The following is a 14,166-nucleotide window of genomic DNA, read 5'->3' as shown; positions in this document are numbered from 1 at the left end:
CATCCGGCTTTTCAGCCGTCCTATACCTCAGCATGCCTGTTTGCATGAAGAACCTCCTACTATTATGCAAAAGAAAAGCGCCAGAAAAGCAATAAAAGACACGTTAAATATCGAGCTCAGTGATAAGACGGCTCAGGAGCTATACCTGAATATCTGCAACTTTATGCTCCATAATGATGACAAGTGCTACATCAGTGTGATCAAGTACAAATACCTGCTGCTGTGCGGTGAGATCAGTACGGCGGTGAGCGATTACCTGGTGATGGAGCAACTGATAGAAAAGATGCAGGCCAAGCACCCGCTCGTCCTTTCGGCTATTGCCTACATCGCGCGCTACAAGTCCTGACCTAAAAATAGGTATAGCCCACCGCTTTAAGGGCAAGCTATACCTATTCTGCTTTTATTGTGTGCAGGCTATTGGTGTAACAGTTTCTGATAATCCGGATTTCTGTGGATGAACTTCTTCACCACCGGGCAGGTCGCGATCACTTTTTTCCCGTTCTCCTCTGCATAGCACAGCCCCTCCTCTATCAGCTTATTGGCCACTCCCTTACCCCGAGCCGACTCCGGCACGAAGGTATGTGTAAAGTCCATCACTTCTTCTGAAGGAGTGGCATAGGCCAGTTCAGCATCTTCTTCGCCCAGGCTGGCGGTAAATTGCTGGTATTCTTTATCGTGTTTGATGTTCAGCTCCATGGTTGTTTTGTTTTAGTTGATATTATCCTCCCACCAGTTGCCCCACCGGATGATGCAGCAGCACAATAGAGCGGCTTCCAATCCGGATATTTCCGCCAGCTTCTACAGTAGGTCCGTCGTCTTTGATCTCGTGGTGGTGGGTGTCCAGTATTTTGGTCCATTGCGTGCCGTATTTTGCGTTTGGCAAGGTATAGTCCAGGTCTTCGTGGTGAGCATTAAAAATCAGGTAGAAGCTATCGTCAATGATCTGCTCCCCTTTAGGACCAACCGAGTGTAGCCCGCGCCCGTTCAGAAACACCCCCAGCGATTTGGCAAAATCCTGGTTCCAGTGCTCCTCGGTCATCTCCGAGCCATCGGGCAGAAACCACGCGATGTCTTCTACTCCCACTCCTTTGATTGGCTGCCCCTGAAACCAGCGCCGGCGACAGAACACCGGGTGATTACGGCGCAGTTCTATCAGTTGCTGCGTAAAGGCCAGTAGTTCTTTGTCGGCAGTAAGCCAGTTGACCCAGGATATTTCATTGTCCTGGCAATAGGCGTTGTTGTTGCCTTGCTGTGTTCGGCTTATCTCATCCCCGGCCACCAGCATGGGCACTCCCTGCGAGAGAAACAGCGTAGTCATGAAGTTGCGCTTCTGTCTGTCCCGCAGTTCGATGATCTTCTTGTCTTTTGTAGGCCCCTCGGCACCGCAGTTCCAGGAGCGGTTGTGGCTCTCGCCGTCGTTATTGTCTTCGCCGTTGGCCTCGTTGTGCTTTTCGTTGTACGACACCAGGTCGTTGAGCGTGAAGCCGTCGTGTGCCGTAATGAAGTTGATGCTGGCAGTGGGGCGGCGGTAGTCGTCGCGGTACAGGTCGGAGCTGCCCGTAAAACGCTCTGCAAACTCAGCCAGAGTACTTTCCTCACCGCGCCAGTAATCGCGTATGCAGTCGCGGTATTTGCCGTTCCACTCGGCCCAGCCCGGCGGGAATTTACCTACCAGGTAGCCGCCTTCCCCAATGTCCCAGGGCTCTGCAATGAGCTTTACCTGTGAGATAACCGGGTCCTGGTGGATAATGTCGAAAAACGAGCCGAGACGATCCACCTCGTGCAGTTCCCGGGCCAGCGTGGCGGCCAGGTCAAAACGGAAACCGTCGACGTGCATCTCCAGAATCCAGTAGCGCAGGCTGTCCATAATCAGGCGCAGCACCGGCGGCATCATCGCGTTGAGGGTGTTGCCCGTGCCGGTGTAGTCCATGTAGAAGCGCTTGTCTTCCTCTACCAGGCGGTAGTAAGATGAGTTATCCACACCCCGGAACGACAGCGTAGGCCCCATCTGGTTGCCCTCTCCGGTATGGTTGTACACCACATCCAGGATCACTTCTATACCTGCTTTGTGCAGCGCCTTCACCATGTTCTTAAACTCCACCACCTGCTCTCCCAGCGTACCGCTGCTCGAGTAGCGTACATCCGGCGCAAAAAAACCGATGGAATTGTAGCCCCAGTAATTCGTCAGGCCCTGATCGGCCAGGTGCCGGTCGGTGATGAAGTGGTGCACCGGCATGAGTTCAATAGCCGTGATTCCTAGCTCCTGCAGGTACTTGATGGTCACCGGATGACCAATGGCCGCATAGGTGCCCCGAATCTCCTCCGGAATATCCGGGTGCAGCTTGGTCAGGCCTTTAACGTGCGCTTCGTAGATGATCGATTTGTGATAGGGGATCTTCGGCTGCTTCACTCCTTCCCAATCATAGCTCGGGTTAACGACCACGCTGCAAGGTATAAAGGGAGCACTGTCGAGCGTGCTCATTTTCATGTCTTCTTCGGGGCTGCCTATTTCATAACCAAAGAGGGAGTCGTGCCAGTTTATGGTGCCTGATATGGCTTTGGCATAAGGGTCGATCAGGAGTTTGTTCGGATTAAAACGGTGGCCGTTGGACGGATCGTAAGGTCCGTACACGCGGTAGCCATACAGTTGACCAGGCTTGATCTCGGGCAGATACGCGTGCCATACCTGATGGGTACGTTCGGTCATCTTGATCTTCACCGATTCGCTTTCGTCTTCCGTTGTGTTAAAAAGGCATAGTTCTACGCCAGTTGCGTTGTCGGCGTACAGGGCGAAATTCACACCTTCTCCATCCCAAGTGGCACCAAGCGGATAGGGAGTGCCGGGGTATACGGTAATATTCATAAGGAATTTGTAACTTAGGTAGCTGATGATGTCCTTTTTAGGACTTTTTCATGTACGCAGAAAGCCTGTAAATAGTCGTGCCATACCTTAGATAAAATGTCAGCAACGGGCAGAGCCGGAGCGCCTGCCGCTTCTATCTTTGTGTGCTCCCAGTTCGTATTACCGCTAAAAAACCCGAATGAACACCCTTGATTTTCTTCTCTTCCTGATCGTGCTGGTCAGCGCTTACATGGGCTGGCGCCGTGGTTTTGCCTTCAGTCTGCTGGATCTGGTGCGCTGGGTGGGTAGTCTGGTGCTGAGCTTCCGGCTATACCCTTCGCTCGCCGACTGGCTCAGCCGCGCCACCGACTGGAGTATGTACTGGATTCCGCCCATCTCCTTTTTTGTCATCGCGGTACTCTCCAGCATGCTCATTCAGTTCATCGGCTCGCTTCTTCTGGATCTGTTTTCGGAAAGGCTGCACGACCACCCCGTGAATAAGGCGCTTGGCACCCTGCCCGGGCTACTGAGCGGTATCATCGTTATCGCTATCATGTCCATTCTGCTGTTGCTGCTGCCATTGCCGGAGCGCCTGCAGCACTATGTACAGGAGAGCAGTATAACCGGCAGATTTGGTGCCTATACCCATCTGGCCAAAGATGAACTGGCGGCTGTATTTGAACGGGTGTCCGAGCGCACCCTCAACGAACTCACTATTGCAACCGAGTCGGAACAGTACATTGAGTTGCCTTTCACCACCGATGACTTCCTGCCAAAGCCGGAACTGGAGGCCCGCATGCTCGAAATGCTGAATCAGGAACGCATCGCCAAGGGGCTGCAGCCTCTGCAGGCAGACACAGCTCTCACGACTGTTGCCCGTCGTCATGCGGCTGATATGTTTATGCGGGGTTATTTCTCGCATGTCTCACCGGAAGGGGCCAGCGCTGCGGACAGAATGCGGGCTGCCCATATCTCTTTCCGGGCGGCGGGCGAAAATCTGGCGCTGGCTCCCACCCTTGATATTGCCCACGAAGGGTTGATGGAGTCGCCGGGGCATCGGGCCAATATCCTGCACCTGCGCTTCGGGCGGGTAGGTATAGCCGTGCTGCAAAGCGAAAGACATGGTTTGATGATCACGCAGAAATTCCGGAACTGACGTATACCTAAGCAGGTGAAGGGATAGCCATGCAACACTCAAACGGCAACTTTATAAGCATACAGCTCGGCAGCGGCGATACGCGGGCTGTGTTCCTGCTGGATATCGGCAAACTGTGCTTTGCTTACTTTAAACCTGAGACAGAAGAGCAAACCGCCAAACTCGTGCTCGACTTCGGAGCATCACAGAAAATATTCGAAAAGCAGGACGCCGAGCAGGTATACCTGGCTCTCTACCATCACCCTGCTTTCAAGGTATAGCAGTGCCTGATCTGTTCTCAGATCCTCATTCTCACTTCTATTTTTCCCACTTTTATATTCCCCAGTTACCTGCGCCGCTCAGGTATACCAGCCAGGCAAGTGCCTGACCCAAAGCTTATATACCTTAAATCAAATATTTTTTTAAAATAATTTGGTATTGATAAAACAATAGTTACATTTGTAGTGTACTAATTAACTAATACACTAAAACAAACCCAGATGATAGAGATCGAGAACCTTAGTTTTGGGTATAGCCGCAAGTCGCTGCTGTTCCGGAACCTAAATCTGAAGCTGCAGGAGGGCCACATTTACGGACTGCTGGGCAAGAACGGGGCGGGCAAATCCACGTTGCTCAAAAACATGGTCGGTTTGGTTTTCCCACTGGAGGGCAGTTGCCGGGTAAACGGCTTTGATGCGCACAAACGGCAACCGGCTATGCTCGAAAATCTTTATTTCATTCCGGAAGAAATTTACATGCCTTCGCTCACAGCCAAACAATTTGTGGCAAACACAGCTGCCTTTTATCCTTTTTTCGACGAAGATGCCTTTTACCGCTACCTCTCCGAATTTGAAGTGCCAGCACATGCTGTGTTCAGCAAAATGTCGTTTGGGCAGCAGAAGAAAGCCATCATTGCCTTCGGTCTGGCCACCAACACCAGCGTGCTGCTTATGGACGAACCGACCAATGGCCTGGATATACCTTCCAAAGTTCAGTTCCGCCGCATCATTGCCTCTGCCCTCACCGAGAATCGCTGCATCGTCATCTCCACCCACCAGGTGCGCGACCTCGACAGCCTGATCGATACGCTGGTGGTGGTGCATGAACGGGAGATCGTGCTGAACGAGTCACTGGATGCCATCAGCGAGCGGCTCACCTTTACGACTATACCTGAGGCGGAAGCTAACAATGCCCTCTATACCGAAGACGCGCTACGCGGCAAGCAGGCCATTCTGCCTAACCTGATGGGCAACTACAGCAAAGTAGATATGGAGCTGCTCTTCAACGCCATCACCAGTGGCAACACATCTGTAACCGAAATTCTTCAAAGACCTCACTATGAACAATCACTTTAATCCGAGCCGTTTTGCGCTGCTGTTTCGCAAGCATACCGTAGAGCACTACAAAACCTACCTGATGTCGCTGGGCGTGCTGCTGGGTGCCATGTTTCTGATCATAGGAGCAGCTAGTTACATGGCATCCAGACCAATGTCAGCTACTGAGCAGTCCGTCTTTTTCATGTTTTTTATGATCGGGGCGGGCATGGTGTTTTCGAGCACCGTGTTTGCGCAGCTGGGTGACAAAAAAAAGGCGATCGCTTTCCTGACCCTGCCCGCTTCTCAGTTCGAGAAGTACCTGGTCGGCTGGCTCTACTCATTCCCGATCTACCTGCTGTTGTTTATACCTTCTTTTTATTTGATCGTCTACCTTCTGCTCAGCATCGACCCGCGTGTGGGACCTGAGCCGGACATGATCAATATTCTCACGTCTGAGCCCGCATTGCACATACTACTGACCTTTTATGCGCTTTTCAATGCACTGATGCTGGTGGGTTCGGCATACTTCAACAAAAACCATTTTATCAAAACGACTTTTGCAGGTTTCTTGGGCATTTTGCTGCTTTACAACCTGAATAAGCAGGCGGTGCAGGCGATGCTGGGACGCGACTTTACCGCTGTAAATCCTTTCTCAGCTGCCTTTTTTATGGAAGACGACAAGCGCTTTGAAGTAGGTGTCTACGAAGGAAATGAGATGCTGATGGTGACGTTGCTGGTTGTGCTGGCACTTGTAAGCTGGGTAGTGGCCTATTTCAAAATAAAGGAAAAGCAAGTTTAGGGGAGGAAAAGCATGGAATTTAAAGAGAATGAGCCCATATACCTGCAGATTGCGGCGCACGTCAGCGACCAGATTTTGCTGGGCAAGTGGGCAGCAGAAGACAAGATACCCTCGGTGCGCGACCTGGCGGTGACCTTTCAGGTGAACCCCAATACGGTGATGCGCACCTACGAGCAGCTTCAGAACCAGGAGGTGATCTACAACAAGCGCGGCATTGGATTTTTTGTGACACCGGATGCCGTGAAGAAGGTAAAAGTGCAACGCAAAGAGCGCTTCCTGCAGCAGGACCTGCCGGAGTTTTTCAGAAATATCTTTGTACTTGAAATTGACCTGGACGAGATACAGCAGCGCTACCAGGTGTACAAATCAGAAAATTACGAACAAGAAATCGAGCAGAAACCATGAAAACCAGCAATAAACTTTTACTCTTCGCTCTAGTGGTGCTCTTAAGCGCACTGGCTACCTACAACATCGCCCTGAAAGCCGAGTACAACACCAAGTCATATCAGGATCCCTACAAAAACTATGTGGTCATGGACTTTAATGGTTTTGATGAGGTGGAAGTGAATGCCGGCGACATGCTCAAAGTGTTGATCGAGCCGGGCGACGTACAGGCGGTATACCTGTACAAGGGCAATGAAGAGGTGGTGCAGATCAGCCAGGAAAACAAAACACTGCAGATCGATGTGGCTACTAATGATAAACAGAAAGACGTAAAGGGCTGGGGCTCTCCACACCTGATCATCAAAACGCCTATGCTGAAAATGCTTCGTGCCAATGCCAAGCATACGCTTCATGGCGAACAGGTGACTAACGTCCAGCGCCTGAATAAAGTTAATTACTTGAACACTTCGCTGATGGGATTTAAGCAGGACAGCCTCAGGTTGGAACTTGACAACGGCGTGATGGTGCAGCTGCACGGTAATGAGCTACAGCACCTGCACGCCGAGACAGGCACCAGCCCCGAAAGCGACTCCAAGTTGCTCATTCATCCGGATAATAAGATTCAGCAGGCCAACCTGGATATCCGCAACCGCAGCTACCTGACCTTAAACAACGTGGCTATACCTGCGCTGCAGTATACCTTATCTGAGCAGGCGCAGGTGGAGCTTTCCGGCGAAGCCCTGGCTATTTTGCGCAAGTAAACCCCGCACCGCTATGAAAAAAACAGGACTGATTATGTTAGGAGGGCTGCTTTTCATTAGCCTGTCGCAGGGAGGAAACAGCAAAACACTATGCGCTACCGCTAGTTGCCCTGTGACAAGTGAAGTTACAAACTTGACAGTATCTGATGCATCTATAACCCTGACGGAAGCAGCGGAACCAGCAGAAGAGCAGAAAGTCCCACTAACAACCAGGCTTCTGCACATGGTGGACACATTCGCGAAACTGGTGATGGTGATTTAAGCAGCTTACTACTCAAGCCAAAAGGCCCGGCAATTTTTGTCCGGGCCTTTTGGTTTCCTACACAATTACAAGGTATAGTTCAGGCCCAGCATGGAGTTGATCGTGTGCATGGGTTGTTTCAAGGTACTTCTGGCGCCCTGTGCATTGGTTACATTAAAAGTAGGCTGGGCGGCGAGCAGGCCAATTTCTACCGATAGCAGGAAGCGTCCGTCCTGAATCGCAAATCCGCTGGCTATACCATACGCGGGCACCAACGCTGTGTCAGAGCTGCGGCGGATGGGACCGTAGGGAGTATCGACCTGCACCTCAGGTGATTTATTGTAAGCAGTACCCAAAGACCCTTTCACAAATCCGTATAATTGGCCCGGAGGAGTTTGCAGGTATAGGTCGGCCAGCGCATAGGTGCTTTTCCAGCCAGTAGCATCGCGGCGTAGCGCCAGTGCATCGTCAGGTGCCGCCAGGGCATCCATATCAAAGCGGTGAAAACGAAATCCTGCCGAGGCACCTATTGCCAGATAAGACTTTATTTCCACACGGTAACTCCCCTGCACATTCACTCCTCTCCTGGCCATCGGTGGATAGTCATCTTCAAAACGGTCTTTCTTGAAATCGCCTATGGGGGAAGCAGCCCCGATGTGCAGGCCAATGTGTTGAGCACGTTGCGTCTGCGCCATGGCAGGAAAGCTGATCAGAAGAGCAAATACAAGCAGAAAAGGGTATAGCGAATGCTGCATCAGGTATAGCGGTTTAGACAGGTATAGCCACCGGGCAGGTGCTTTAATCGATCACAAAATCGTGGGTGAAGGTGGTATCGCGTTTGAACTCGAATTCCCAAAAGAAATTAAAGGAAGGACACGCTGATTGACTACAGGAAACTCCGTAGGGTTGAACCTCGAAATGCCCGTTATTAATTTCATCATCACGAACCAGAAGGCGCAAGGTATAGCGGCCGCTGTCGTCGGTATAGGCCACGGCTTTTTTCCGGATCGTACCGCCACTCAGGTAATGCATGTCTCTCCAGGTAGCACTGAGCTGTACATTAGCCATGGGCTGGCCATTGCCACGCAGCACTTGTCCGCTTATTTCTGTGCAGGAGCCGGGGCAGTATTTGCTGAGATAGTCATCTTCTTTGTTTGTGCAGGCACCCAGACCAATAGCCAGAGTTAGCAGCAGAAAGTACTGGTATGCAAACCTTGTTTTCATAGCGTCTCGGGATTATAATACAAGATAATAAAAAAACGCTATATTTTACCCTATTGCTATACCTGCTTCACCATTTTGATGTGATCGATTCCGTCCTCATCGTATACCTCACTCGACTGCTCAAAGCCAAAGCGCTCATAAAACTTTCTGGCATACAACTGCGCCCCTATCCGGATCGGCCCCTCCCCAAACAAACGATAACATTCCTGAATAGACATTTCTACGAGCTCCTTGCCTACTCCTGCACCACGCACCAACTGGCTCGTCACAATGCGCCCAATCGACATCATGTCTGGGTAAGATACGCCTGTGGGCACCAGCCTGGAGGTGGCAACCAACACCTGATCTGGGTTGTAGAACAAGATGTGATGGCACAGCTGGTCCTTGTCGTCCATATCGGGGAACACACAGTTTTGCTCCACCACAAACACCTCACTGCGTAATCGCAACATGTCGTAAAGTTCGCTGGGGGTCAGTTCGTAAAAGGCTTTGCAGATTCTGGTGAGGGTCATGCGGGTAAAATAAGCTGATATCGATGTATTGTTCCTGGCAAAGATACGGCTGCCAGCCATTTATACCTATATTTGCATCAGACCCATCAAAATTCAGGAGTACCCATGGCAAGCGGCATTTTCGAAATTCTTTTCAATCTCATTCCATTGGCGTTATTCCTATACCTGTCCCTCACGCTCATGGGCGTCATCAAATACAACCAGCACACCGCATTTCTTTCCAACGCCTCCCCCATCACGAAGTTCTCTGTCTTTGGCGGCACCGTCGCTTTTGCCATCATGGCTTTTGTTGATTTAATGAAGTAACCCCCTATTGATACAATAAAATCATACTTTAGGAATAAAATGCTTAATTGTATATAACAATAAAGAGATAGAATCGTATTTACAGGCACACTCCACTCAATGCATGGTAGCATTGCGCATCCATACTGTCCTTGCTTATCTCTAATTCCCAAAGTTTTATTTCATGAAGCCCTTAAACTGCATAAAACTGACACTCGTCTTGATTTTCTGTGCTACCCTCACAAGCTGTGGTGATGACGACCCTATTGTTTGTAACACTATTGAGGTGCATGACGGCAATGACCAAGCCGGTATACCTGGTGAGGCCATGGCCTCACCGATACAGGTAAGCGTAAAAGATCCTTCCGGGCAACCGGTTTCAAATGCCCAGGTAAACTGGGAAGTGGTGCAGGGTGGTGGCACCGTAAGTACTAACACGACCAATACCAATGCTCAAGGTATAGCAGAAGTTAACTGGGTATATGGCCAGGAAGACGGTAAAGTGCGGGCAACTATTCAGAATCACGGCGATTGCACATCCAATTCTGTCGACTTCATGGCAAGCAGTGCCCAGTTCAGCCTATCTCAGACCGGATCCAGCATCACACCTAAAAGGCTTAGATCGAATGGCAGTTGCTATGAGTATGACTACTTGATCAAGTATACCTCGAACCTTGACCTCAGCCAGTACTATCTTGATGTGAAAGGCGAATACCAATTTGCAAGCGAAACCAAAACAACAAGCTTCTTCAAATCAGGCATTCTGGACGCAGCTAACAATACTATTTCATTTATGGATTGCTTTAGCTTTGAGGGCGAAGCCTATGTTGATGACTGGTTGACAGTTGCAGTATATAAAAAGTCTGATGTGCAGGACGGTAAAATTGTGGCTGGTGCCATGCCATTGGTTATCTCTAACAGAATGGGACCGATCCGTACGACAAAGCCAGATGGCGCCCCAAGGTTCGATACCAGCAAATCTGGTCCAAGAGTCGCTCAACGAGGCAACTAAATAAGCTTCTTCAGTATAAGAGAGGTGTCCCTAATTGAAGAGGCACCTCTCTTAGCTTTTGCCCCATTCACTTTAACAGACTTCTCCGCAATCTCATACAGTTCCTCTTTGCGACCATGGCTATAAGCATAGGACTGTGCTATACCTCGCTTGGAGTGTAAACTGCTTACAAAAAAAGCCTGTCCTTTATCAGAACAGGCTTTTGAAATGAAGTCAAATCTTTATTAGTAAGCGCGTACGGCCTTGTTTTCCACGAAGTTCATGAAGGCGCGGTTTACGACGCGGGTACCGCCCGGAGTTGGGTAGTTGCCGGTAAAGTACCAGTCGCCGCTATGGTTCGGGCAGGCCAGGTGCAGGTCTTCGATGCGTTGATAAATTACCTGCACTTCGGCATTCACCTCCGGCGCCTTCACAATTTCTGATACCTTGGCGGAAATCTCGTCATGCGTGAAGAGGTCAAACAGCTCCTTTACATAGTTGGTCTCCATGATAGCCGGCGTACCTTGTACTGCTTGTATTTTGTCGTATACCTCGTCTACTTTGTAGTACAGGCCACGATCTTTCAACAAAGCCAGCATGGCACGGAAAGCCACAAATTCCTTCACGCGCGACATATCGATGCCGTAGCAATCCGGGTAGCGGATCTGTGGTGCGCAGGAAACAATGATGATTTTCTTGGGCTCCAGCTTGTCCAGCATGCGGATGATGCTTTTCTCGAGCGTTGTGCCGCGCACGATGGAGTCGTCAAGCACTACCAGTGTGTCAATGCCTTTTTTCACCACCTCGTAAGTCGTATCGTACACGTGCGTTACCAGGTCGTCGCGGCTATTGTTGTCGGTGATAAAGGTACGCAGCTTCACGTCTTTGATCACCAGCTTTTCGGCACGGGGCTTAAACTGTAGAATCTCGTCGAGCTGTTCTTCGCTTAGCTCCTGGTTCAGGATGGCTCGCTTGCGGTACGTACGCAGGTAATCCTCGATTCCTTTCATCATACCTAACCACGAGGACTCCGCCGTGTTCGGGATATAAGAGAACACCGTGTTTTTCAGGTCGTAATCAATGGCTTCCAGAATCTGCGGGCACAGGCGGCGGCCCATGTTCTTGCGCTCTTCATAGATTTCCGGGTCGTTACCACGGGAGAAGTAGATGCGCTCAAAGCTGCAGGACTTTTTCTCGAGTTGCGGCATGATCTCTTTCAAGTCAGCGTTACCGGCCTTGTCCACAATGAGGGCATGACCTGGTGTGATCTCTCTTATCTCGCTGTACTCGATATCGAAGGCAGTCTTGATGGCCGGCTTTTCAGAGGCAATCACCACCACCTCATCGTCCATGTAATAATAAGCCGGGCGTATACCATTCGGGTCGCGCACCACAAAAGAGGCGCCGTAACCGGTTAGGCCTGCCATGGCATAGCCACCATCGAAGTCCTTGCAGGCGCGCTTAAGCACACGCTGCAGACTCAGGTTATCTTCGATCAGGGAGGTTATTTCTTTATTGGAGTATTCGTCTTTATAAGACTCGAACAGCATCTGGTTTTCCTCGTCAAGGAAGTGGCCAATCTTTTCGAGCACCGTAATGGTATCAGTCTTTTGCTTTGGATGCTGACCCAGTTCGATCAGTTTCTGGAACTGCTCGTCCACGTTGGTCATGTTAAAGTTACCGGCCACGGCCAGGCTGCGGCTGCGCCAGTTGTTTTCACGCACCATCGGGTGGCAGTTGTCTATACTGTTGACGCCGTGCGTTCCGTAGCGCAGGTGCCCCAGGTATACATCGCCCAGAAAAGGGAGGTTTTCCCATACCCAGTTCGTGTTCCGGGCTTTCTCAGGATGCTCTTCTTTCAGCTTTTTAAACTCCTTGCCGATCTTCCCGAAAATACTGTCGATGGCGCGGGTCTTTACAGAACGGAAGCGGTTGATATACTCCATACCCGGACCGGCATCTATCTTGATACTGGCTACCCCTGCCCCGTCCTGGCCGCGGTTATGCTGCTTTTGCATCAGCAGGTATAGCTTGTTGACACCGTACATCGGAGTGCCATACTTTTCAACGTAATATTCGATTGGTTTTCGGAGCCTGATCAGGGCTATACCGCATTCGTGCTTAATGGAATCGCTCATAGGGCTGTAAAAGTATCTAGGCCAGCAGTTTCTCTATCCAGTGCAGCAGCAGGTCAGGTTTAAAAAAGAGGACCAGCAGCGGCAGGGCGAAAAAAACCAGCAGCAGCTTATTTGACAGTGAAATAACTAAATTTTCGGCAGTTTGATTCCTTTTCAGGAAAAGGTGATACGGTATTTTGATATAGTAGAATAAAGCAACCCCTGTCAGCAGAATACCCACCACCAGCAAAACCAGCAGCATCGGCTGCCCGTAGGCGGTATAGGCTTCCCAAACATTGCTAAACACCAGCAATTTGCCCATAAAGCCGGCCAGTGGCGGAAGACCTGTTAAAGAGAGCAGAAAGAGCAGCGCCATGATGCCGGCAAAAGGAACACGAGGCCCCAGCCCTTGGAAATCTTCGAGCGTGCGCACCTGCCAGTCTTCTTCGGCCATCTGCAGGAACAGGAATATACCGAAGTTCATGAAAAGCAATACCGTCATGTAGAAGAGTATGCTCACGGTATAGTCACTCCCAAAGGCCAGCAGCGCCATCAGCAGAAAACCCGCATGCGACACCGATGAGAAAGCCATCAGGCGACGCGGACTGCGCTGCCAGAGCGCAGTAAAATTGCCTACCGCAAGCGTAGCCAGGGCGGCTATACCTAAGAAAAGCTGCACATCGGCAAAGGCGCTGACAATGGTCGGGTCGGCGAAGGCAGCCACAAAACGCATGATGACGATGATGCCCGCCATTTTAGGACCCGTGGAGAACAGGGCTACGATTGGCATCGGTGCCCCCTGGTACACATCCGGCGTCCAGAAGTGAAATGGCGCAGCCGATATTTTGAACAGGAAACCAGCAAATACCAGTATGGCCGCCACCGTCACCATCAGCGGACTGGCATCGAGCAGACTGCGCCAGAACGAAACCAAGGTATAGTCCAGCGAACCAGTCAGGCCATAAAAGAACGACATGCCGTAGAGCATCACTCCTGCCGACAGTGTACCGTAGAGCACATACTTCAGGCCGGCCTCCACCGCTCTTTTTTCTTCTTTCAGGCTGAGTGTCAGGATGTAGGAGGCAATGGAAACAACCTCAATCGCCAGGAAAACCATCAGTAAATTCACTGATTTGGACATCAGGTTGAGGCCCAGCACCAGCATCAGGATCAGGGCATAGTATTCGCCCCGGCCTTCACCCTGTTTGCGCTTTTCTATTTTCGGGTTTTGAAGTGAGAGGAGGATCGTAAAGATCCCCGTCAAACTAAAGAGTATACCTGTGTAGCGGGCGATGCCGTCAGAGCGCAGCAGATTGAGAAACTGCACCCCATCTATACCTTGTGGCCCCAACACCAATAACACCAGCACCGAAAACAGTCCGGTCATCGCCACCCAAGGCAGGAGCCGCTTAACCGTTTTGGATTTGAAGAGATCGAGCGTGACCAGCAGCAGGAAGAAAATGGCCAGCAGCAATTCGGGCAGCAGCGACCCTGCTCCAGCTAAAATGCTGTCGATGGCCTGGGTGAGTTGTGCTGCCTGTTCTTCCACGTGTCGGTTA

The 14,166-nt window shown here is 50.7% G+C and carries 17 protein-coding genes; 10 read left to right on the top strand and 7 right to left on the bottom strand.

Annotated features, from left to right (window positions below; genetic code table 11):
- Positions 1-64: 64 nt before the first annotated feature.
- Entirely contained in the window at positions 65-346 is a 282-nt protein-coding gene (locus K3G39_RS09190) for a hypothetical protein (RefSeq protein WP_220625887.1), read from the top strand.
- Positions 347-414: 68 nt separating this feature from the next.
- Here the strand turns inward: K3G39_RS09190 and K3G39_RS09185 are convergent, their stop codons facing one another.
- Positions 415-696 carry a GNAT family N-acetyltransferase gene (locus K3G39_RS09185; RefSeq protein WP_220625886.1) on the bottom strand — a complete coding sequence of 94 codons (282 nt, stop codon included), beginning with the start codon at positions 694-696 and terminating at the stop codon, positions 415-417.
- A 22-nt stretch (positions 697-718) separates the two neighbouring features.
- Entirely contained in the window at positions 719-2,863 is a 2,145-nt protein-coding gene (glgX, locus tag K3G39_RS09180; RefSeq protein ID WP_220625885.1) for a glycogen debranching protein GlgX, read from the bottom strand.
- Positions 2,864-3,041: 178 nt separating this feature from the next.
- Between glgX and K3G39_RS09175 the strand changes: the two genes are divergently transcribed.
- The 7 genes from K3G39_RS09175 to K3G39_RS09145 all read left to right on the top strand — a co-directional run bounded on the left by K3G39_RS09175 (position 3,042) and on the right by K3G39_RS09145 (position 7,499).
- Entirely contained in the window at positions 3,042-3,998 is a 957-nt protein-coding gene (locus K3G39_RS09175) for a CvpA family protein (protein ID WP_220625884.1), read from the top strand.
- Between the two features lie 29 nt (positions 3,999-4,027).
- Positions 4,028-4,258, top strand: a complete 231-nt coding sequence (locus K3G39_RS09170) for a hypothetical protein (RefSeq protein WP_220625883.1) — start codon at positions 4,028-4,030, stop codon at positions 4,256-4,258.
- Positions 4,259-4,477: 219 nt separating this feature from the next.
- A complete protein-coding gene (locus tag K3G39_RS09165; RefSeq protein ID WP_220625882.1) occupies positions 4,478-5,332 on the top strand; it encodes an ATP-binding cassette domain-containing protein in 855 nt (284 codons plus the stop codon).
- Positions 5,316-6,092 (top strand): hypothetical protein, encoded by a 777-nt coding sequence (locus K3G39_RS09160; protein ID WP_220625881.1) that lies wholly within the window; start codon positions 5,316-5,318, stop codon positions 6,090-6,092. The genes K3G39_RS09165 and K3G39_RS09160 overlap by 17 nt, the downstream gene beginning before the upstream one ends.
- A 12-nt stretch (positions 6,093-6,104) precedes the next feature.
- Positions 6,105-6,497, top strand: a complete 393-nt coding sequence (locus K3G39_RS09155; RefSeq protein ID WP_220625880.1) for a GntR family transcriptional regulator — start codon at positions 6,105-6,107, stop codon at positions 6,495-6,497.
- A complete protein-coding gene (locus K3G39_RS09150; protein WP_220625879.1) occupies positions 6,494-7,237 on the top strand; it encodes a hypothetical protein in 744 nt (247 codons plus the stop codon). Before K3G39_RS09155 ends, K3G39_RS09150 begins: the two co-directional genes overlap by 4 nt.
- A gap of 13 nt (positions 7,238-7,250) precedes the next feature.
- The gene (locus K3G39_RS09145; RefSeq protein WP_220625878.1) at positions 7,251-7,499 is read left to right on the top strand and encodes a hypothetical protein; all 249 of its coding nucleotides are present in this window, start codon (positions 7,251-7,253) and stop codon (positions 7,497-7,499) included.
- Positions 7,500-7,564: 65 nt separating this feature from the next.
- On the opposite strand, the gene K3G39_RS09140 is transcribed toward K3G39_RS09145, so the two are convergent.
- The 3 genes from K3G39_RS09140 to K3G39_RS09130 are packed head-to-tail and all read right to left on the bottom strand — an operon-like array spanning position 7,565 to position 9,214.
- Positions 7,565-8,233 (bottom strand): hypothetical protein, encoded by a 669-nt coding sequence (locus K3G39_RS09140; RefSeq protein WP_220625877.1) that lies wholly within the window; start codon positions 8,231-8,233, stop codon positions 7,565-7,567.
- A gap of 43 nt (positions 8,234-8,276) precedes the next feature.
- Positions 8,277-8,702 carry a carboxypeptidase-like regulatory domain-containing protein gene (locus K3G39_RS09135; protein WP_220625876.1) on the bottom strand — a complete coding sequence of 142 codons (426 nt, stop codon included), beginning with the start codon at positions 8,700-8,702 and terminating at the stop codon, positions 8,277-8,279.
- 56 nt (positions 8,703-8,758) lie between these two features.
- Positions 8,759-9,214, bottom strand: a complete 456-nt coding sequence (locus K3G39_RS09130; protein WP_220625875.1) for a GNAT family N-acetyltransferase — start codon at positions 9,212-9,214, stop codon at positions 8,759-8,761.
- A 147-nt stretch (positions 9,215-9,361) separates the two neighbouring features.
- Between K3G39_RS09130 and K3G39_RS09125 the strand changes: the two genes are divergently transcribed.
- Both K3G39_RS09125 and K3G39_RS09120 read left to right on the top strand, forming a co-directional pair.
- Positions 9,362-9,520, top strand: coding sequence for a hypothetical protein (locus K3G39_RS09125; protein ID WP_255594190.1), 159 nt, complete (start codon positions 9,362-9,364; stop codon positions 9,518-9,520).
- A 163-nt stretch (positions 9,521-9,683) separates the two neighbouring features.
- A complete protein-coding gene (locus K3G39_RS09120; protein ID WP_220625873.1) occupies positions 9,684-10,511 on the top strand; it encodes an Ig-like domain-containing protein in 828 nt (275 codons plus the stop codon).
- A 224-nt stretch (positions 10,512-10,735) separates the two neighbouring features.
- Here the strand turns inward: K3G39_RS09120 and K3G39_RS09115 are convergent, their stop codons facing one another.
- Together K3G39_RS09115 and K3G39_RS09110 are read right to left on the bottom strand one after the other, a co-directional pair.
- The gene (locus K3G39_RS09115; RefSeq protein ID WP_220625872.1) at positions 10,736-12,628 is read right to left on the bottom strand and encodes an amidophosphoribosyltransferase; all 1,893 of its coding nucleotides are present in this window, start codon (positions 12,626-12,628) and stop codon (positions 10,736-10,738) included.
- Positions 12,629-12,644: 16 nt separating this feature from the next.
- Positions 12,645-14,156 carry an NADH-quinone oxidoreductase subunit N gene (locus K3G39_RS09110; protein ID WP_220625871.1) on the bottom strand — a complete coding sequence of 504 codons (1,512 nt, stop codon included), beginning with the start codon at positions 14,154-14,156 and terminating at the stop codon, positions 12,645-12,647.
- Between the last annotated feature and the right edge of the window lie 10 nt (positions 14,157-14,166).

It is taken from the genome of Pontibacter sp. HSC-14F20 (assembly GCF_019599265.1).
Taxonomy (GTDB): domain Bacteria; phylum Bacteroidota; class Bacteroidia; order Cytophagales; family Hymenobacteraceae; genus Pontibacter.
This window is presented reverse-complemented; position numbering and strand designations above follow the sequence as displayed.

Bases quoted from the DNA above. Each gene is read 5' to 3' on its own strand.
- K3G39_RS09190 (WP_220625887.1), top strand. From the start codon at position 65: ATGCAAAAGAAAAGCGCCAGAAAAGCAATAAAAGACACGTTAAATATC.
- K3G39_RS09185 (WP_220625886.1), bottom strand. From the start codon at position 696: ATGGAGCTGAACATCAAACACGATAAAGAATACCAGCAATTTACCGCC.
- glgX (WP_220625885.1), bottom strand. From the start codon at position 2,863: ATGAATATTACCGTATACCCCGGCACTCCCTATCCGCTTGGTGCCACT.
- K3G39_RS09175 (WP_220625884.1), top strand. From the start codon at position 3,042: ATGAACACCCTTGATTTTCTTCTCTTCCTGATCGTGCTGGTCAGCGCT.
- K3G39_RS09170 (WP_220625883.1), top strand. From the start codon at position 4,028: ATGCAACACTCAAACGGCAACTTTATAAGCATACAGCTCGGCAGCGGC.
- K3G39_RS09165 (WP_220625882.1), top strand. From the start codon at position 4,478: ATGATAGAGATCGAGAACCTTAGTTTTGGGTATAGCCGCAAGTCGCTG.
- K3G39_RS09160 (WP_220625881.1), top strand. From the start codon at position 5,316: ATGAACAATCACTTTAATCCGAGCCGTTTTGCGCTGCTGTTTCGCAAG.
- K3G39_RS09155 (WP_220625880.1), top strand. From the start codon at position 6,105: ATGGAATTTAAAGAGAATGAGCCCATATACCTGCAGATTGCGGCGCAC.
- K3G39_RS09150 (WP_220625879.1), top strand. From the start codon at position 6,494: ATGAAAACCAGCAATAAACTTTTACTCTTCGCTCTAGTGGTGCTCTTA.
- K3G39_RS09145 (WP_220625878.1), top strand. From the start codon at position 7,251: ATGAAAAAAACAGGACTGATTATGTTAGGAGGGCTGCTTTTCATTAGC.
- K3G39_RS09140 (WP_220625877.1), bottom strand. From the start codon at position 8,233: ATGCAGCATTCGCTATACCCTTTTCTGCTTGTATTTGCTCTTCTGATC.
- K3G39_RS09135 (WP_220625876.1), bottom strand. From the start codon at position 8,702: ATGAAAACAAGGTTTGCATACCAGTACTTTCTGCTGCTAACTCTGGCT.
- K3G39_RS09130 (WP_220625875.1), bottom strand. From the start codon at position 9,214: ATGACCCTCACCAGAATCTGCAAAGCCTTTTACGAACTGACCCCCAGC.
- K3G39_RS09120 (WP_220625873.1), top strand. From the start codon at position 9,684: ATGAAGCCCTTAAACTGCATAAAACTGACACTCGTCTTGATTTTCTGT.
- K3G39_RS09115 (WP_220625872.1), bottom strand. From the start codon at position 12,628: ATGAGCGATTCCATTAAGCACGAATGCGGTATAGCCCTGATCAGGCTC.